The 19,963-nt window shown below is 43.6% G+C and carries 13 protein-coding genes; 4 read left to right on the top strand and 9 right to left on the bottom strand.

The window, feature by feature from the left end; all coding sequences use genetic code 11:
• Positions 1-5: 5 nt before the first annotated feature.
• Positions 6-707: an ABC transporter ATP-binding protein gene (locus NSQ66_RS03675; RefSeq protein WP_036684849.1), complete on the bottom strand. Its 702-nt coding sequence runs from the start codon at positions 705-707 to the stop codon at positions 6-8.
• Between the two features lie 238 nt (positions 708-945).
• Between NSQ66_RS03675 and NSQ66_RS03670 the strand changes: the two genes are divergently transcribed.
• Positions 946-2,757, top strand: coding sequence for an ABC transporter ATP-binding protein (locus NSQ66_RS03670; RefSeq protein ID WP_256717556.1), 1,812 nt, complete (start codon positions 946-948; stop codon positions 2,755-2,757).
• Positions 2,744-4,519, top strand: coding sequence for an ABC transporter ATP-binding protein (locus NSQ66_RS03665; protein ID WP_076142576.1), 1,776 nt, complete (start codon positions 2,744-2,746; stop codon positions 4,517-4,519). The genes NSQ66_RS03670 and NSQ66_RS03665 overlap by 14 nt, the downstream gene beginning before the upstream one ends.
• Positions 4,520-4,601: 82 nt before the next feature.
• Here NSQ66_RS03665 and NSQ66_RS03660 read toward each other — a convergent pair whose 3' ends face one another.
• The 6 genes from NSQ66_RS03660 to NSQ66_RS03635 all read right to left on the bottom strand — a co-directional run bounded on the left by NSQ66_RS03660 (position 4,602) and on the right by NSQ66_RS03635 (position 13,308).
• Complete coding sequence (locus NSQ66_RS03660; RefSeq protein WP_076142578.1) at positions 4,602-7,967, bottom strand: hypothetical protein; 3,366 nt, start codon at positions 7,965-7,967, stop codon at positions 4,602-4,604.
• A gap of 174 nt (positions 7,968-8,141) precedes the next feature.
• Complete coding sequence (gene yaaA / locus NSQ66_RS03655) at positions 8,142-8,894, bottom strand: peroxide stress protein YaaA (RefSeq protein WP_036684841.1); 753 nt, start codon at positions 8,892-8,894, stop codon at positions 8,142-8,144.
• Positions 8,895-8,990: 96 nt separating this feature from the next.
• Complete coding sequence (locus NSQ66_RS03650; RefSeq protein WP_036684840.1) at positions 8,991-9,239, bottom strand: hypothetical protein; 249 nt, start codon at positions 9,237-9,239, stop codon at positions 8,991-8,993.
• A 31-nt stretch (positions 9,240-9,270) separates the two neighbouring features.
• Positions 9,271-10,827 carry a glycosyltransferase family 39 protein gene (locus NSQ66_RS03645; RefSeq protein ID WP_076142294.1) on the bottom strand — a complete coding sequence of 519 codons (1,557 nt, stop codon included), beginning with the start codon at positions 10,825-10,827 and terminating at the stop codon, positions 9,271-9,273.
• 672 nt (positions 10,828-11,499) lie between these two features.
• Positions 11,500-12,276 (bottom strand): aminoglycoside phosphotransferase family protein, encoded by a 777-nt coding sequence (locus NSQ66_RS03640; protein ID WP_081383604.1) that lies wholly within the window; start codon positions 12,274-12,276, stop codon positions 11,500-11,502.
• Between the two features lie 144 nt (positions 12,277-12,420).
• Positions 12,421-13,308 carry a hypothetical protein gene (locus NSQ66_RS03635; RefSeq protein WP_036684835.1) on the bottom strand — a complete coding sequence of 296 codons (888 nt, stop codon included), beginning with the start codon at positions 13,306-13,308 and terminating at the stop codon, positions 12,421-12,423.
• A gap of 484 nt (positions 13,309-13,792) precedes the next feature.
• On the opposite strand from NSQ66_RS03635, the gene NSQ66_RS03630 reads away from it, so the two are divergent.
• Positions 13,793-15,316, top strand: a complete 1,524-nt coding sequence (locus tag NSQ66_RS03630) for a flavocytochrome c (RefSeq protein WP_036684833.1) — start codon at positions 13,793-13,795, stop codon at positions 15,314-15,316.
• Between the two features lie 83 nt (positions 15,317-15,399).
• On the opposite strand, the gene gnpA is transcribed toward NSQ66_RS03630, so the two are convergent.
• Positions 15,400-17,562: a 1,3-beta-galactosyl-N-acetylhexosamine phosphorylase gene (gene gnpA, locus NSQ66_RS03625; protein WP_036684832.1), complete on the bottom strand. Its 2,163-nt coding sequence runs from the start codon at positions 17,560-17,562 to the stop codon at positions 15,400-15,402.
• A gap of 12 nt (positions 17,563-17,574) precedes the next feature.
• A complete protein-coding gene (locus NSQ66_RS03620; RefSeq protein WP_036684830.1) occupies positions 17,575-18,594 on the bottom strand; it encodes a glycoside hydrolase family 88 protein in 1,020 nt (339 codons plus the stop codon).
• Between the two features lie 425 nt (positions 18,595-19,019).
• Here NSQ66_RS03620 and NSQ66_RS03615 point away from each other — a divergent pair, with 425 nt between their 5' ends.
• On the top strand, positions 19,020-19,961 hold the full coding sequence (locus NSQ66_RS03615; RefSeq protein WP_076142293.1) for an AraC family transcriptional regulator: 942 nt from the start codon (positions 19,020-19,022) through the stop codon (positions 19,959-19,961).
• The last annotated feature ends 2 nt before the right edge of the window (positions 19,962-19,963 follow it).

Genomic DNA, 19,963 nt, shown 5'->3' with positions numbered 1-19,963 from the left:
TCTCCTTACCATTCAATATCGTCAACGGATACCGGCGAAGGATTGATCACCATCTTCCGTACCTTAGCGTTGTTAATCTCTATAACCCTGTCAGCCATCGGAGCGATCGCCAGATTATGTGTAATTACGATGACCGTTGTCCCGGTGTTACGACAAGTATCCTGCAGCAGCTTCAGCACCTGCTTGCCGGTGTTATAATCAAGCGCTCCTGTCGGCTCGTCGCAGAGCAGCAGCTTCGGCTGTTTAGCCAACGCTCTGGCGATAGCGACACGTTGTTGCTCACCACCGGACAACTGAGCCGGGAAATTATCTAACCGCGCGCCCAGACCCACATCCTCCAGCACCTTACGCGCATCTAATGCACGCGGAGAAATCTGTGAAGCAAGCTCAACATTTTCCAGTGTGGTCAGATTAGGCACTAGATTATAGAACTGAAATACAAAACCTACGTCATTTCGGCGGTAGCCTGTCAGCTCCTTGGCACTAAACTTGGCGATATCAATGCCATCCACAATGACCTGACCTTCATCGGCGGAATCCATTCCACCCAGAATATTAAGCACTGTAGATTTACCCGCACCGCTTGGGCCGACGATCACGGCAAATTCACCTTTTTTTATCTCAAAATCAATCCCGTCATTCGCGACAATTACATTCTCGCCCATCTTGTAACGCTTGTACTCCCCTTTTACAGCAACAAAACTCATTCCTCTTCCTCCTGTCCCTATCCCAACTAAGTCTAATTACTCTACATTGTCTCAGTTTATCATAATTAGAACGCCCAAGCCCGAATGGCAAACCCTCATTACACAAGGTGAAATTCACATCATTAATAAGTTCATTTTTTTGTAACAATAATGTAACAAGGAAATTTTACCGTAAACGATACTTAGTCATTTGATAATGTTATAATCACTTTGTTTTATTTACTCTTTTCAGGCAAGAGTGAAAGAACAAGAACAATCAGAAACAGGTGATCAGATGTTCGAACTGAAATGGCTATGGCAGAACCTAGAGGGAAACCGGACGCGATACATTCTGGCACTCTGCCTTTCGGTGGTGGGCTCAAGTCTTACAATCGTGAATCCGTACATCAGTCAGCGCATTGTCGATACGTTTATAGCCGGTGACAACGCCCTGCAGAATCTTACACAAGAACGGCAATTATTGATTATGCTCTGTCTGGGCATGATCGGATTTTCTCTACTGCGCACAGGTCTCGCATATTTCACGACCATGCAGTACGAGATATCCTCGCAAAATATGATGTACAATGTCCGCATTTATTTGTACAACAAAATTCAGGGACAGGACAGAAAATACTACGATCATAATCGTACCGGCGATCTCATGACCAAGATGACAGGCGATCTGGACATGGTCCGTCACTCTATGGCCTGGATTTTTAAGACGATCATTGAATCGCTAACGATTTTTCTTGCCGCCGTTATCTATTTTTTCACCATAGATGCGGAACTGACGCTGTGGATGCTTATCCTGTCACCGCCCATTTTTATCGTGGCTTACATATTCGCTAAACGCGTCCGTCCTATGTATATTGACCTGCGTGAACGGCTGTCCCAGCTTAACACGACTACACAGGAGAATATCTCAGGCAACCGTGTGGTCAAGGCTTTTGCCCGCGAGGAATTCGAGGTCGAAAAATTCACAGAGAAGAACGTCAACTATTCTACGGCGAACAAAAAGGCTGCCCTTGTATGGCTTGATTATTTTCCTTATCTGGAATCCTTCGCTCAGGGCTTCAACGTAATACTTATGTTGGTTGGTGGTTTGTTCCTTATGAACGGCCGGATCACCTTCGGTGAGTTTATGGCCTTCTCTTCGCTTATTTGGGCTATATCGAACCCTATGCGCAACATCGGTATCATTATCAACGACATTCAGCGCTTTTTTGCGAGCTTGTCCAAAATTGTAGATATCTATTATGCCCGGCCAAATATTGTTAACGAGCATACTGTCACTGACAAACGCCGTTATGAAGGCCGTATTGAATTCGATCATGTCCGCTTCAAATATGATAGCGCTATCGTACTGGACGATATTAGCTTTACCGTTGAACCCGGTGAAACTGTAGCAATCATGGGCGCGACAGGATCAGGCAAAACAACAATCATCAACCTCATCCCTCGCTTCTACGATGTAGCTGAAGGGCGCGTACTCGTAGACGGTGTTGATGTTCGGCAGCTGGAGCTTGATGAACTTCGTGGAAATATCGGCATGGCGACCCAAGATGTACTCTTGTTCTCTGATACCATTGATGGAAACATCGCCTATGGCGATCCTGATCTTCCGGAAGAAGATGCAATGGGTTATGCAGAGCTCGCAGCCGCACACGACTTCATTACCAAAATGCCTGAAGGTTATGATACCGTTGTCGGGGAACGCGGAGTCGGACTGTCGGGGGGGCAAAAGCAGCGTATTGCCTTAGCGCGTGCTTTGGCGGTACACCGTCCTATCCTGATTCTCGATGATACGACCTCTGCGGTCGACCTTGAGACGGAGGAGCATATCCAAAAAAGTCTACGTGAACTGGACTATCCTTGTACGAAAATTATTATTGCGCAGCGTGTATCTACTACCTCGCAAGCGGACCGTATTCTCATTCTGGATGGCGGGAAGCTAGTTGAGGAAGGGACTCACACTGAACTGCTGGCGAAACGTGGTTACTATTACGAAGTGTTTAAACTGCAGAACGAGGGTATTGGAAGGCAGGTGACCGCAAGTGGCAAGGAATAAATTTGACGTCGATGAAAATCTTGAATCGCCGTTTAATATAAAACACTTCCGGCGTGCGATGGTATATATCAAACGAAAGAAAACGCCAATGATTGTTGCGTTCGTGCTCAGTGCACTTTCAGCAGCCATTTCACTGTCGGCTCCGCTGATCATGCAACATGTCATCGACGTGACCATTCCGGCAAAAGAGAAGCTTGCACTGCTGGGTTGGGCTGCACTGATGCTTGTGACCATCGTGGTCAGTGTTTATCTGGCTACGATACGCTCGCGCATCATGACGAGTGTTGGGCAGGATATTATTTTTGACATCCGAACGGATTTGTTTAAGCATCTGCAAGAATTGCCTTTCAAATATTATGACGACCGCCCACAGGGCAAGATCCTTATCCGGGTCGTAAACTACGTCAACGCCGTTTCAGATGTGCTGTCCAACGGGATTATCAACTTTATTCTAGAAATCGTGAATTTACTCTTTATCGCAGCCTTCATGTTCGCTGTCGATGTACGACTCTCATTTGTCATCCTTGCCGGACTGCCAGTCTTCCTTGGCATCATGCTGCTGATCAAAACCCGGCAACGCCGGGCATGGCAAGCAGTGTCCAACAAAAGCTCTAACCTGAACGCCTATCTGCAAGAGAGCATCAGCGGTATTGGTGTGACACAAATGTTCTCCCGGGAACAACGTAACGAAGGAATCTTCACACGTCTCGCAGGTAATTTCCGTAAAGAATGGATGAAGGCTCAACGTTACAACTTACTTATTCCGTTCTCTGTAGACAACTTGTCTACGATTGTTACATCATTGATTTTCCTTGTAGGCCTACTAACTCTGAGTCCTCAAGATATGACCCTCGGTGTCATTCTGGCGATGAGCAGCTACGCTGCCCGCTTCTGGCAGCCGATTCTGAGTCTTTCGAACCTGTACAATAACTTCATCAACGCCGTTGCCTATCTTGAGCGTATCTTCGAAACGCTGGATGAACCGGTTACCGTCAGTGATATTCCGGATGCAAAAATACTGCCATCTGTACAGGGCCATGTCACCTTCGACGATGTAACTTTCGCCTATGACCCGGGGCTTAATATTCTGGAAAATATCTCCTTCAAGGTCAAAGCGGGAGAAAGCATCGCGCTGGTAGGACCCACAGGTGCGGGCAAAACAACCGTCGTCAATCTGATCTCACGGTTTTATAACATTTCCAGTGGTCAGATTCTGATCGACGGCCAGGATATCTCGCAGGTGACGTTAAAATCTCTTCGCAGCCAGATGGGGATTATGTTACAGGATAGCTTCATCTTCTCCGGTACCATTCTGGACAATATTCGGTACGGCCGACTGGATGCGACCGAAGAAGAAGTAATCGCCGCTGCAAAGGCCGTTTGCGCCGACGAATTCATCCGTGAATTCGATCAAGGCTACATGACAGAGGTCAATGAACGTGGCTCCAAGCTGTCTCAAGGACAGCGGCAGCTCATTTCGTTCGCAAGAACACTTTTAGCAGATCCGCGCATTCTCATCTTGGATGAAGCCACTTCTTCCATTGATGCGAAGACTGAGCGCTTATTGCAAAAAGGGCTGAATGAACTGCTTAAGGGACGCACCTCGTTCATTATCGCGCATCGCCTCTCCACCGTAAAAAACTGCGATCGTATTATGTACGTATCTAACAAAGGCATCGCGGAAAGCGGCTCACATGATGAGCTTATCGCACAGCGGGGCCTTTATTACCGCCTCTACACAGCACAGAAGATGGAAGCTTAATTGAAGAAATACCAAAAGAGCTCAGGCCGATTTGCAGCCTGAGCTCTTTTGGTGTTTTATATTTTCAAAAAAATATCAAAAACTAATCTATCGCCGTCCAAATATTTAGCGCAAGTGAGCGAACCGCAAGGTTCGTGTGATTTCTGTACAACCGCAGACGCTCTGCAGGCTCTGGACTCCACAATAGAGCACTTCCGGCAACTTCAAGCAACGAAAGTCCAATATACTGAGATTCATAACGGCTCTCAGACCCTAGAACATCTACAATTTCCAATAAAGTTTCCGGACTCCAGTATCCCGTGCTCTCTTCTAAATTATACGCGACCTGCTTATAAACATCGCTTAATAGCTGGGGCTGATTTGAAATAGTGGTAACGATCCGATTCAGATAATTGGCGGATTCCTCCACGTTATTCCAGTCTATTGCTGCTATATACAATTTCATCACAGCTTGCTGTAAGGTCTCATCAGATGCCAGACAGTCAATCAGATCCGTATACAAAGGGATAAGGTGCATCCGGGTGATTTTTGGCAAAGCTATCAGCTGGTTGACTAATTTCAGTAGACGTTGCCGATGAGGCAAATCTCTTTTGGCAGTAGCGTTCCATTCATCACTTATCGCTGCACTAACCAGTCTCTGACATACACCAACTACTACCTCATTGATCTTACCATCGCGACAGGTTTCTACCAGCGTATTCATAGCAGTTTCCCATCTAGTGCTGTCTTCCAAATCCGTAATAGACTGAGCGGTGGCAGCTGCAACAATCCCTTCATTTCCATTTGTCCACCGCATCATAGAAATGAAAGCATATCTGCCAATATACGCATCCTGGTGCCTTGCAATTTCAAGGATTAATCCTAGATAACGTGGTCTAAAGTCTAGCGGAAGAGCATTAGGCTGTTGAGATAATAAACTTCCTGCGATGTCACTTTCTGATGAAGAAGCCATTGTACTTAACATGTCCCAAGCGCGTTCATCATCTAAAAGCTGTTTCGCAGCATGCCCTATGGCTATGATTACATCCTTGTGTGCATTGGGTTTCTCGAACTCGTTCATCAATAGCGGAAGACTGTCATCGCTTCTATAAGCGCCCAGTAAGCGGATGGCTTCTTTTCTGACAGTGATCTTCAGCTTATCCCGATTCAGCAGCTCTTTCAGCATGGTAACCAGTAACACCGGATTCACCCTGCGGATGCATCTGGGTATCGAGTACATGGCTATACGGGCCCGGTCCCCATCCAGATTCTCCAGCAGAACGGGAAGTGCCTTCTCCGGTTCTTCCATAAGTGAAAAGGCATGAAGTGCAGCTTCTACTACAGTTACTTCCTTATCCTGCATAAGCCCCAGTAACCTATCCGAACCGAGATCAGGCATGCTTGCCATGATCTTAATAACGCTTGCACGCTCCCAAAGATTACGTTTGGCATCGTATGCAACTTTTTCTAATAAGGCACTTAAAGCTTGTTGCTGACGTGGCAGCCATCTGTGGAATCCATCCGCGGCCGGCACAAGATAGATAGTTTTGCCTGATAGGAACTTGCCCTTAATGACAGCCCCTGAAATAAAAGGATCGAGCCATTCCTGTCGCTTCAGATGCATATGCTGGAACACTTCATGGATCGTAATATACGATTTATCTAAAGCTAATAATTCCTTAACTCTGGCATCACGCGTTGTATGAGGCGCAAGCCAGTATCTGGCCGCTTGTATGGCTGTAGAATCTGCCTTTGCCCTCGTTGCTTCCTTTAACAGATTCTGAAGTTTTATGATGCCGTAACCTCTTTTACCGAATGAGCTAGCTAGGCTTAACACCAGATTGTAATCTTCTCTTTTGTTGGCCTGTACAGCTAATGTATAAATTTCGTCGAAGATAATCTCTTCTACTCCCCGGGGTAAATTCTTCTCCAATGATGGAAGAGAAAGCTGCCCATTCTGCTTGGCCAATTTCTGAATCGTCTTTAAGGAAAACTTAAACAGCTCACCGTGAGGAAGTAATGCGTTATGCCGGAGAATAGCAAATGCCAGTTGTTGAACGGAAAATTTTGTACCATATGAAGTATCTCTGGCCTCTATAACACTATCAACAAGCAAAGTAAGCTCTTGTACATGGGTATCCGTGAACACAGACGCAGGACTTTCCGATAGCTCTTTAAACACAGCGCCCCGGACAGGATCCTGATCATTTTTAATCCGGCCCAGGTACACCAAAGTTTCATTCATGCCCTGTCTCGACAGAACGGTACTTCTGATCAGCTGCATAAGCGCCGTGGCACGTTCGTCTGCACTGGATACCTTTGCTGCTTGTTCAAGTCCTGCTCTTGAATGAAGAATAGAACGGCAAGCTGTAAATCTGACTGTTCTATCCCGGTCATCATTGATTTCACGAAGGGCAAGCATCCGGGTGGCTTCCTTGTCACGCAAGGCATGCGGTAATACATACAGTAATCTTTCCGGAAAAATACGTTCATTACGTTTATCTTCTTCATACACAGCATCGAAAATGACTTTGCGGTTAGAAGGTGCAATATTATGAAGCAGCTTTGCTATGTGCATAGGGTGATCTGCGAGTAGTTTCGCTATCTCAATCCATTGATCAATGGATAAATATTTTTTCCTTTTAAGAACAGCTTCAGGAACGCCATAAGAAATCAGATCGCTCCGCGACTCCGTTCGTGTTAACAGCTGATACACCTTATTAGGATTTTGGCGTACAAGCGTGCCAAGCTGCTCTTTTAACGCAGGATGTATGATGCCCATCGGTCCATGATTCAGCGCACACTCCAGCACCAAGTCTGCCTTCAGATTGCATAGGATCTCCAGAGCTGATGAGAATCTCCACCAGACATAGCCTTTTTCCCTGAGTGGTGTGCTTTCCAGTGTTGTTGCAAAGTATTCTGCTACTACGTTAAGATGCCGGCTGGATAATTTCTTCCAGTCTTTTATGGCATACCCGATATCAGCAAGCCATTTACTTACCGTTGCCGAATAACAGGCCTGCAATATAATCGCGGCTTCCTCCGCTCCCCATCGGGCATACACTAAAGGCAATAAGCGTTCCGCTAATTCCTGACGGTTAATCTGTGAAATACTATGCAGCAGCTTGCGGCGGCAATCATGGGATAAATGGGGGAGCTCACGTTCAATATCAGCATCCGAAGCCACCTTTGCCAAAAGACCCGCAGCCGTATTTCTGATACTTGCCTTGGGATGCCGCAGTGCTGATAGAATAATAGCAGCATCTTGTGTTGCAATGGCGCCGATTAAGGCAAGTCGCGCTTCATAAACGCCATCCTCCAGCAAAGAGGCTAGTAATTGGGAGTACTGGACAGATCCGAGATGATCACGGCCTAAGATTGCTACTTTTTTGATTCTGTCGGAATAGCCTAGCGAATCCAATTCTTTAAGTAAGCTCTGTTTATCCAATGGATCTCTTTTGAAAATCATAAGTCCTCCTCGTTAACCTGTTCTTATTCCACCCGAACTTTATTCTCTATACCCTAATCTATCCCCTTTATAAAAACTAGAATTCAGCATCTGGTTTCGTTGACCAAAAAATAAAGGTAACCCTGAAGCCGGTTATTCAACCTCCTTCAGGATTACCTTCATGTACTGCTTGCTCTAGTCATTCTTTTTCTGAATAAACACATACGTACTCTCATCCGACAGCTCATCAGCAAAGCTGAAATCAAATCCGTCGAAGCCTTTGATATCCTCCACACAGCTGATTTGCCGCTCAGCCATGAAGCGTACCATTTCACCTCTGGCCATCTTGACCAGGGTCGCTCTCTCCACTACCTTACCGCCGATCTCCTGCCCGAATATACAACTAACCATGCGAACGTTCCCGCCAATATAAGGGGAGATGCACTTGCTGTATTCCTTAGAGGCCAGATTCAGAATGATGTCAGTCTCCGAAAATAGCTGATCTGCCAGCTTCCTGTTCCAGAACTCGTAGATAGACTTGAAACCAGGTCCGCTAAGCTTAGCCTGCATCTCCAGCCTGTACGGAACAACGCCGTCAAATGGCCGGACGATTCCATAGAATCCGGACAATATCCGTAAATGCTGCTGAAGATATTCCAGCTCCTCCATTTGAAGTACCCCGGGTGCCATGTACTGGTACTGGATTCCCTCATAAGAAAAGATAGCCGGTGTAAGATTCCGTGTTACATCCATATCCCGAATCCGTTCCACATTCAGCGTGGCGATGGCATCATTGCATTTCCATAACGATTTGGCTTCTTCATAATTCAACTTTTGTAATAAGGCCAGAAGAGTCTGCGACTCGCTTATGAATTGCGGCATCTGGCGGCAATCCAAGAAATCTGTATCCATCTTCATCTTCTTGGCAGGCGATATAATGATTCTCATGGTGCTCCCTTTTCTTACCCCCGCGGGGAATTTAAATGTAACCTTATCCTATCACACTTAATCTTCGTAGGCTTGGGGCAAGTTCATGAAATTTGTTCACTGCCGCCCACCTTGTGCGCCACCGCCATCTGTACCTGGGTTGCCGTTTCTCCTTGTCCCACCATTCATGCCGGGAGATCCGCCCCCATCTTTCCCCCGCCCGCCGGTGAAGCCCTGTCCCCCGTTCGCTCTTGACCCGGAGTCAGTACTCGTTATCTTCTGTGCGGTAATAGCATCGCAGGAGACGAGCACCATGGAACAACTTAGCACTGCTATGAGCAAAGCGAAATATCGCTTGATCCGCATCTTTGAATCCCCTCTTTCCGAGCGAACATAGTTAACGTGGAAAATATCTTTTTAACATATAATCGTATACGTCCTTAAAACCCATGTAGGATAATACGATCAGCAGCGGATACACCGGGTAAATATACCGGGACTTGATCTCCCATAAAAGATAGAATCCGATAAAGCCCAGCACCACAAGAATCAAAGAGGTCTCTTCAAATCTTTTGGCTCTTATTCCACCGATTAAGCGAACGAGTATAAACACATACATCAGAAAATTCAGAACATACAGCAGCCACAACATTCCACTTCTATAATTGGAGTCTGCCTTAAACAAATCCGTAGCAGCATTAGTGTAGCTATAACGGTCCATGACAAAGCCCATTCTTCCCCCGTTACTGGATGATCCGTCATTTCCGAGCCCATATCGTTCCATCTGGTAGGTTCCTTCCGTCCAGGTCCAAACGATTTTTTTATAATACATCTTCACTAAGTCACTTAGGCCCGCCTCGGAGAGTTTATTACGGATTTCTTCTTTAAATAACTCCGTACTTTCTGCCTTATTATAATTTGCATCCTGCTGATAGATAGCGTAGCTCTCCCGGTTGTCCCAGAACCCAAACGTCTCCAGATTGATCCCCATATTCAGCCACATGTAGACAGGTGCGGAATTTTCGTTCATCGGTTCATCTACAACATTCGTCGCCTGCAGCACAGCATTTTGCGTCCAGCCGGGAACATTAAACAATATGGCCGTGATAAACAAAGCGCTAAGAACCTTTTTCACTCCGATAGAACGTATGTTAAATAAAAGACCCGCCACCACGGTAATCAGAAAAATAACACCGATACTGCGGAAATAGTTGCCTATTGCCAGTAAGAGAGCTGCGAAGAAAATATCCTTAATGGACCTTCTTTTGATAAATCTTATGGCAAAATATAAAGCACTTGTCAGAAAAGCGGTAGCGATCACATCGTTATAGATAAAATTACTCATAAACAATGAAGGGATATAGGTTGCGGCAAACACGAGGATGCCATAATCCTTATCCTTGGACTTATAATTGAGCTCTTTATACAGCATATAAATCATTAATGAGGTTAAGAGTGTAAACAGAATATTAAATATTTTGATTACCAGATAATTATCCGGAAAGATCAACAACAACGTCTTTAAATATAAAACGATCGAAAAATTAAACGGAAACATATGCAGATAGCCGTTCGTGTCAAACGACGAATAATCATTCCTGTACAGCATGTCGAGTGCCAATGAAAGCACTGTCTGCGAATCATCCGTCGGCAAGCGTGGAAACAGAAAGATAATCACCATCTGGATTGCAAAAGAAAATAGCAGTGTGGCTGGAATGACTATTTTCCAACTGTACTTATTAAGCCTCAGGCACATTTTATACAAAATAACGCTTAATGCCAGCACCCCTGCGATCACTAGAATAAAAAGACCCAGCTGTTGTCTCTCCAAAATTGGCGTATCCCCATATACGAAATAATTATATTTCGCCCTAATAAAAAAGGAGGATGCGATAAAAAGACCGATAAAGAATGCAAGTATGAGATACAATGTTTTTTGAATTCCTCTTATCATGGAAAACCTCCTTTGCGCAATCGAAAGCCCTTTACAATCCGCTGCCCCGATTCATAAAAAGCATTATAAACACCCAAACTGAAAATCCAATGAAAATCGGATGTTTGGGAATTCGCAAGGAGGAGATTTAGAAAGAGGGGTACGTCCTACAATTGGGAATCAAAAAATCGCAAATGTGATACGGAAGTTTCAAAATGGAGAAAGTTGCGGAGACAAAGAGAGAAAATGGAAAACTACTCCAATCCTAGGGAGTATTATGACAAGAGTCTTAATTCTCTTTCAAACGATTATGCTATACTGGTGGAGCAAATAGAATAGGCTTAAAGGGTCGGTCGGCTACCTCTCACCGAAGGGAGGGATGCCTTGTGACAGTGTTTGAAGCAATGATGCTTATGCTAACCTTTGGTTCGCTTATCGTAGCGCTGCTGTCCAATAAACGCAAATAGACCGCCCACTCACAAAGGCATGCGGTCTATCTGTCGTGTCCTATTTGCTGAAGCCTACCGCCCTTAAAAGCGGCTATTGCCTTGGGAGTCGTGTTACAGCACGGCTCTCTTTGCATTTTACGTCTTTTCTGCCTTTAATATACCACAAATAATTTAATAACGTAATAATGTACGGTGTTACATTACATTTCCAATCTCCCAGAAAATCCATCCATCCTTGCGTACATCAGAAGAATTTACTATCCATCTTTTTTAAAAACCGATTATCAGCGATTAAACTTTTCACTCTCTTCGTTGTATTAGGCCCTTTCGGTGTGCTACCTCTTCTATTCAGCAAAATCCACCGTAGACATGCCCAAGCTTCAAAGATCTCAAGTTCTTCCTGATCCATATCATTTTCCAATAGATAAGCAGTTCGGAACACATCAGCATAACGCTCGGAGATATATATTTTCAGCAGAATAAGTGACCAGGCAAAATCATATCTAGAGTCTCCCAACTGGCCGTTCGTCCAATCAATTATGGTATATCGCTCTTTATCCTCCACTATATTTCCGATATGAAAATCCCCATGAATGATACAGTCTTGCTTCATTGGAGTTTGCTCAACAAGAATAGTCAACACATTAGAAATATCAGATTGTTCTTTGGCTTCAGGGAAAAAGTAGCCGATGAAATTGTATTTTGGCAGTTGTATATTTCCAATCTCTTCAACGCGAATTTTATGTATTTTTGCTAATAGGCTTGCGAGTTCCTTCATTTTCCTGGTATTCATTTTATGAATAGGGGTTCCGTCAAAACTTGTTAACAACACCTTATCTCCATCCAAATTGATTCCCCAGCCCACTGGTTTAGAGACGGCTACTCCTCGTTCGGATAGAACATCCAATAAACGATATTGAAACTGGACATCCGGTCTGGATTCCTTATTCCATGTTTTCAGTACATAGCTCTCTTGATCAGAATTAATCCTTATGACCTCAGCTTCAAATCCTTGATCCATTGTATGCGCAGTTAAGCTGTCTTCCTGATTTAATAAGTCGTTTATGATTTCGTTGTGCTCTAGCCAATTTATGAGAGATATAGGAGTTTTCAAAAATGGTTCTTCCTTTCGGAGTCAGCTACAACAGATTTACGCAACCCAAAACTACAAATAACATAAAATAGATTGTTCTATCCAGTACATAAATACAGTATCCGGGCTTTTCTTTTCAAACTTTTTCATTTTTAAATACATGTCCATTCCATCAGAAACATCATGCCATAAATCCGTAAATACAAAATCATATTTTTCCTTAGACATATGTTGTTCTGCATATTCGAAAGCATCTGCTTGGATAAGCCTGATCTTGTGAGCATTACTGAATTGTGGCAGTACGTATTTATTAAATAGATCAATGACATCTTGATTTTTTTCAACAACCGTTATGCTTTCAACATTATCTTTTTCAGAAACCATATAAGCATAATAGCCAAGCCCAAGTCCAAACGTAAGAACATTCCCACACGCTTTATCTACAGCTTCTTTCATTGTTTCTATTTCATTTGGCGTGATCGTCATCCAGATTCTATCATTCTCTAATACGGCCGGGAACATGAATTCAGTTTGAAAAAAACCAACCTGAGGAATTTGTCTTCCCTCTTCTGTCCGGATGATATCATTGCAAACAAAACCTTCAAAAGGTTTATATTTTTCATATTTTAATTCACTATTATTAATCTTTATAGTTGGTATCTTGATATTTTTATAATATGGATTGTCATAATATTCATTTGCATCAAGCTTATGAAGCATATTGCTAAAATATTGGTTGAACAATTCCTTATCATCAACATTATCAACCGTATCCATCCCAAAGGCAGAAGCCAACATTAAACCAAAAGCGTATTCATAAGACACTCCAAAGTTAACAATTTCTTCAATTTCTTCTTTGCTAATAAAGTCGGGGGTATTATTCAAATAATGACTTAGTAAAGCAAACACTTTATAGTTATCTTCTTTTACCTTTTCTTTTATTACTCTATTAGATTCCATATCCTCACCTGTTTATTAGAAATTATTTCCACGACTCTTATTAGTCTTTCCAGTATGCCTAGTAGGCAATACTCCCATTTTACCATTTAAAAATCCAGAAGAACAAAAATCGCTTTACTAATCCGTGACAGTTACCACTTCTACAGTGAGAAAATCTTACGTCAAAATCTTCTAATTGCAAGGTTTATGGTCCATTTTTCAGCTAATCTGCTCAATATTTCGTTACCCTATGTTAGAATAGACGACTTGTATAATTTGTGAAAACATTCACTAATAGTCATGATTGATGGTATACTTAATAAGAAGATGAACTAAAGAGAATAACGATGGAAACTGTGGACGTAACCGTAGAAGATTTGAAGTTAGGAGAATAACAGCGACGCGCGCGCTTCTCCACTTCCAACTCCCTCTGATACTTCCTTTCTTTTTTGTCGGGTTCTTTTGGTACATCTTAATAGAGAAATATAAAAGTGGAGGGTTAACAATGAAAAAGAAAGCAGCTGGTGCTCTGAGTCTCGTCCTCTCTGTCATGCTCGTTACCGCAGGTTGCGGTAATGGAAACGACAAGGTGAACGAGAGCAAGAGTAATAACAACGAGAAAAAAGAAGTTGAAGCCGTCTCCGGGGCATCTGAAGCAAGCTACACACCATTCGATCAATTAAAAGATAAATATGATATCATCATTGTCGGTGCGGGTGGTGCGGGAATGTCCGCGGCGCTTGAGGCCAAAGAGAAAGGCATGAACCCTGTTATTTTGGAAAAAATGCCGGTTGCCGGCGGGAACACAACCAAATCCTCTTCGGGAATGAACGCTTCTGAAACAAAATTCCAAAAAGAACAAAACATTGAAGACAGCAATGATTTATTTTATGAAGAGTCATTAAAAGGTGGCCATGACACTAACGACAAAGAAATGCTTCGTTTCTTCGTTGATAATTCCGCGAGTGCGATCGATTGGCTGGATTCCATCGGAATCCGCTTGAACAATATCACCATTACAGGCGGCATGAACGAAAAACGTACACACCGTCCTGAAGATGGCTCTGCTGTGGGTCAATACCTTGTCAAAGGTTTAGTGAAAAACGTACAAGAGAAAGAAATTCCACTTTTCGTGAATGCTGATGTCAAAGAAATTACCGAAAAAGACGGCAAGGTTAATGGCGTTAAAGTCCTCTTTAACCAAACAGAGGAAAAAACAATTACGGCAGATGCTGTCGTTGTAACCACTGGCGGGTTCGGTGCCAATATGGATTTGATCTCCGAAGTAAGACCTGACTTGGAAGGCTACGTTACTACTAACCAAATCGGCAGTACCGGAGACGGCATCAAGATGATTGAGAAACTCGGAGGCACAACCGTCGATATGGATCAAATCCAAGTTCACCCGACTGTGCAGCAAGAAAAATCCTACCTCATTGGCGAAGCTGTTCGTGGGGAAGGCGCTATCCTTGTTTCCAGTGAAGGTACACGCTTCACCAACGAATTGGATACCCGTGATAAAGTAACGGCTTCCATTAATACACTGCCTGAAAAAGCAGCTACGCTGGTCTTTGATTCCGGTGTTAAATCCCGTGTGAAGGCTATTGAACAATATGACAAAATGGGTTTCGTGATTCAGGCGGATTCCATCGAAGCTTTGGCCAAAGAAATCGGTGTTCCAGAGGATAAGCTGGCAACAACGCTTGATACTTGGAACAGCGCCGTTAAGAATAAAAAGGATGCCGAATTTGGCAGAACTACAGGAATGGACAATGACCTGTCCACTGGTCCTTTCTACGCTATTAAAATTGCTCCTGGGATTCACTACACCATGGGTGGCGTGAAGATCAATACGAACACAGAAGTTCTAAATAAAGATGGTGAAGCTATTCCTGGTCTGTTTGCGGCTGGTGAAGTTACAGGCGGCTTACACGGACAAAACCGGATCGGCGGCAACTCTGTTGCAGAAATCATTATTTTCGGCCGTCAAGCTGGGATCAAATCTGCTGAATTCATAAAAGCAAAATAAGTAGATAATAGATACTATAAGCCTCACAGCAAAAAGCTCAAGCATCGGCAAGTTAGCCGCTGGCTTGAGCTTTTTTAATGTAATTAATCGCCAATAGTCCGGATAATAGTATCAAACGGATCTAATTCCAACGTTTGTTGTCCATATTCTGTATCAATCGTAGTTTTTTGAAGCTGGTCGCTATTGTTAATCACGACGAGTATTTTACTTTCTGGATAATACGCACACTCTGTATATAAATTATCCGTAATATACTTTGTGTCCTTTAACTCATTCCCGGCATAACGAATCACATTTAACAGCAATCTTGTATTTTCAAAGCTTAAGGTGAAAGAAGGCAGGTAGATCCCCTTTCCTTTACCAAAGGTATGGGCAGACAATGTTATCATCCCACTCTTTTCACACAATACCGCTGCCGAGCCATCCGTAAGATAAATGTTATTTTTAGGTGTTATACTGGCTCCTTCAGGCACTAAACCTTGCTCATCTCTAGCCTCAAATGTCCATCTTCCATGAGCTACCTTGGAGCCTGTATCCTCATCGAGACCAAGCACATGGGCCATTCTGAAAAAGCTGTCATAACCTTCAAGCGCCGAAGGCTGATTGACACCTATAAAAGTACCGCCCTCATAAACCCACGCTGTCAGTAAGTCCACGCACTTATGGTCACTCCAGTATTCTCCGCCACTCCATGCTGAACCTGCCGAGCCGGCATTAATCACTACATCACACTCTTGTAATACTCCCTTACGGATATCTTCAAAATCAATGAACTGGACTTCAATCGGCAATCCGGACAAAGCCTCATTGATATGAATCAGATCATGGATATACGTTTCATGGAAATGCCCGGACAAAGTCCACGATCTCAATTTACCCCAAGCGTGTAAAATGGCTACCTTCGTCTTAATGTGATACGGTTTGCCTTTATGATGCAGCTCTTTAATTTCTCTGAATTCATCCGCGATCTTTTCGATATAATCACAAAAATCCGGATAAGGCTCTACAAGATGCAAATATCCGCCCAGTCCAATCCGATCTATAGGCTCTCTGAGCAAGGCGCGCCGGATATTAATCCAATACTTTTTGGCATCGAGCGTAGGGTTACCTCCCTCCATAAACGTAGGAAGCCCTCCCAATCCAACCGGAAATAAATAGGGATGCAGCCGAATCTCATGGGTATCTACTTTTACACCAGAACAAAGCCTTGCCTCATATCCTGAGAACACACATTTAATCATCCCGTCAAAACCAAATTCTTCAAAACGGTCATTGTAAGGCTCCATGCCAACCCAACTATCATCATAGAAGACATACGCCAGCTTATCGTGCTTATGCACAATATCAATTAATTGCTTACCAAATTCGATGACAAAATCATTGATAAATGCCATATAGTCCAGCTTCCGTTGCTGCGCCGGGATATGACTGACCCGATATTTCCCACCATTCACAAAATCCTCGGCCGTGAGCGAATACCCATATTTTTTGGCAAACAGATCAAGCGCTCTTGAGCTTACCGTAAAATCATATGAACCCCAGTCCGAGAACAAATGGCGATTGCGCTCATCACTGCCCCAGATCCAGGCGAAATTATAAAAGAGGGAGGTAAATCGAACCACTGTTGTTTCCTTATGCTTATGACACCAATCTTCTATCCAATGGAGTAAATATTTTTGCGTTTCTACATAGATGGGATCAATCTGCATCAGATGCTCTTTTTCCCAGTGATTCGTGGTGTGATTGTACATGGAGATCTCTTCCCAAATCCGATAGACCATGAAGCTGACTGTGTATTTATGCCAAGGTGCAATTCCAGTAATGACTACATTTCCCGATTCCCGCTCATAATTCCACAGTTCTCTTGGAACCTCTTCGCCCGTCGTTCGGTCAAAAACCTGCCAGTACTTAAACGCCTCTTTGGAATCATTCACTCGGAATTGTTCAGCAAAAAAATCCTCCATCAGATAGATGGATAAATAATCTTGTACCGCTACCTTAGGATTTGTTATTAAAAAGCTCTGCTGCAGCTTGTCTGAATTCTGGGACGCCCATTCGTTATGATCTCTGATGATGCAGATTGTAGAATAAATGCCGTATCCTGCGTTGATAATCTCATCGGACAACTGTGTGCCGTCACTGTCACGGATGACATCGGCACCCCAACGTTCAGCTAATTCCAGGGTCAATGCCTCATAACCGGATTCTCCCGGCAGTGTAAAGGCCCCCGTTGTTTTTTTGGACAACTTGGATCCCTCCTATTTAAGCATATCGGATAGAAAAGCTAATGCTAAGCCTTGCCCCCAGCCTTGATTCCAGTCTTTTGGAATATTGCGGTATCCTTCCCGATCCTTCATAACCGCTGTTCCGCCAGAAACACCTAGTACCCGTCCATCTTCACTGATATTGTTCAAAATACCTTTCAGGGCCTTTTGCACATATTTGGTATGCAGCGGATTGCCGTTATTGATCATAGCAGCCGCAATGCCGCAAGACGCGGATACTTCTTCATAAGACTCCTCGTCATCTAGTACAGTCCGCCACAGGCCGTTCTCCGTTTGCACCAGCTTGAGTGCGGCCAGCTGATCGCGCAGCGAACACTCCACGTCCATACACTGCGGATACAGATACCATTCTTTCAAAAGCTTTTTAACTTGCGACATAGTGTATGCGCCCCAAGCATTCGCTCTGCCCCAGAATAGTCCAGACATGTGATCCTGCTTCACATTATTGTAGCCGTGGTACCAAAACCCGCTGCTAGGATCTTGCAGGTATTTGATATGCCAATAATATTGATTCAAGGCATCTTGGATCATTTCCTGATCCTTTAATTTGCTTCCTACACGAAGCAGAAAAAATGCCGCCATAAACAAGGTATCCGCCCATGCCTGTTCTGGAAAATCATTAGAAATAGAGACGGTATGCTGCAACACATGATCTCCGAATCTAAGCGCATTGTTCTGCAGATAATCCACCTTGCTCATCACAATATCCCAATACTTCTGGTTACCTGTTTCTTCATACAAGGTGATCAGCATATGGCCCATAGCACAGGTGTTAACTGTCCAATCCGGCAGACCCAGCTCGATATATTCATCTGCCCACTGGACAAGCATATCCAAATACTCTTTATTTCCTGTAGTTTCATAAGCTCTGGTTACCCCATAATAAGCCACACCACAAGGCCAGTCCCATGTTAGATCCATCGCCATTGTTTTTCTGACCACTTTATCGATGACCCTTAAAATCTCTTCTCTGTCATAATTTAATTGAAGCATCTTGTTTCTCCTCTCTTTCGCACACGCCCCCAAAGGCGCTTGAGAGCTGTCCGTCCATATTGTAAACGCTTTACTAACTCTATTGTAAGTAGTAAAATGGTCTGATTCTAAGCATATTCATAACTAAACTGTGCAATTTCAACCATTAACTAGTAGTTCTTATATTTCGGGATTGGCCGTGACTACAGAGAATGTTTGGACTTCCGGCCGCTGTTGTCGTAAGAATTTCTTGATTTTATACCGCTCTTCGCGGTGGAAATCTGCTGACAAAGGCGGACGCTAACGCTCCTACAGTTCCAAACTTCTCCTCCGCCACTTTTTTCCCAAATTGTATAATATCAAGTTCTCTTTATATAGTTGAATTTGATATAACGTTAACCTATAATCTACTCAACCTACGTAATAAGAATGGGAGTATTGAGAATATGCCCAGAAAAAAGAAGCCCATCATTGAATACCGCCACTACAGCTTACCGATAAACTTTCCTATCCTGCTGTTAAGCGGTGAACGTTGGAAGATTTCTGATATTAAAAGTGAACATCTGCATTTCCATAATCATTTGGAGATTGGCATTTGCCATTCGGATAGCGGCATCATGGAGATCAAAGGAGAATCTGTGCCTTTTAAAGCCGGAGATGTGACCTTCATCCCTAGGTATCTCCCTCATACAACTTATAGTTCGCCGAATGAAGCCAGTCTGTGGTCTTATATCTTTTTTTCGCCTGAGGATCTTTTTCAGCAATCCTTCAAGAGCGCTTACAGCAACTTTGAGCCGAATCTGTGGGCAATTAAGGGAACAAACTGTATTTTGAACAAAGAGGAACATCCCAAGGTTTATACCCTTGCGACATCGGTCTTAGAGGAATTGAAGCAAAAAAATCCTTACTATCAAGAAAGTGCCTACGGCTTATTGTTATCGCTTTATATAGAGCTTCTTAGAATTCATTCCCGGAATGAACCCTTGATTAATCAAGACACAGAGCATAGCCTGAAGGGCGATTTTGTCATCTCACCCGTTCTGGAATACATCACTAAAAACTACATGATGCCGATTACCATCGATTTTTTAGCTGATCTGTGCCACCTAAGTACCACTCATTTCCGCAGGAAATTCCATGAGATTATGGGGTCCGCACCTCTCGACTTCCTAAACAGTACCCGTATTGAAGAGGCCTGCAAGCAGTTAAAAAGTACGGACGATTCCATTCTCTCCATCTCTGAGCAAGTCGGTTTTCAGTCCATATCCAGCTTCAACCGATGTTTCTCCAAGCTTATGGGTGAGTCACCTAAACAATGGCGTAAAGGCGCACAATCCGAAGCACAATCCGCTAAAGCGTCTATTTTGGAGTTTACGGGGTGGATTTGATC

The organism is Paenibacillus sp. FSL H3-0329, assembly GCF_037963285.1.
In the GTDB taxonomy this organism is placed as follows: domain Bacteria; phylum Bacillota; class Bacilli; order Paenibacillales; family Paenibacillaceae; genus Paenibacillus_AQ; species Paenibacillus_AQ odorifer.
This window is presented reverse-complemented; position numbering and strand designations above follow the sequence as displayed.

What these genes read in the sequence shown, in the direction of transcription:
- NSQ66_RS03675 (WP_036684849.1), bottom strand. Translation starts at nt 707, where the DNA reads ATGAGTTTTGTTGCTGTAAAAGGGGAGTACAAGCGTTACAAGATGGGC.
- NSQ66_RS03660 (WP_076142578.1), bottom strand. Translation starts at nt 7,967, where the DNA reads ATGATTTTCAAAAGAGATCCATTGGATAAACAGAGCTTACTTAAAGAA.
- yaaA (WP_036684841.1), bottom strand. Translation starts at nt 8,894, where the DNA reads ATGAGAATCATTATATCGCCTGCCAAGAAGATGAAGATGGATACAGAT.
- NSQ66_RS03650 (WP_036684840.1), bottom strand. Translation starts at nt 9,239, where the DNA reads ATGCGGATCAAGCGATATTTCGCTTTGCTCATAGCAGTGCTAAGTTGT.
- NSQ66_RS03645 (WP_076142294.1), bottom strand. Translation starts at nt 10,827, where the DNA reads ATGATAAGAGGAATTCAAAAAACATTGTATCTCATACTTGCATTCTTT.
- NSQ66_RS03640 (WP_081383604.1), bottom strand. Translation starts at nt 12,276, where the DNA reads ATGGATCAAGGATTTGAAGCTGAGGTCATAAGGATTAATTCTGATCAA.
- NSQ66_RS03635 (WP_036684835.1), bottom strand. Translation starts at nt 13,308, where the DNA reads ATGGAATCTAATAGAGTAATAAAAGAAAAGGTAAAAGAAGATAACTAT.
- NSQ66_RS03630 (WP_036684833.1), top strand. Translation starts at nt 13,793, where the DNA reads ATGAAAAAGAAAGCAGCTGGTGCTCTGAGTCTCGTCCTCTCTGTCATG.
- NSQ66_RS03620 (WP_036684830.1), bottom strand. Translation starts at nt 18,594, where the DNA reads ATGCTTCAATTAAATTATGACAGAGAAGAGATTTTAAGGGTCATCGAT.
- NSQ66_RS03615 (WP_076142293.1), top strand. Translation starts at nt 19,020, where the DNA reads ATGCCCAGAAAAAAGAAGCCCATCATTGAATACCGCCACTACAGCTTA.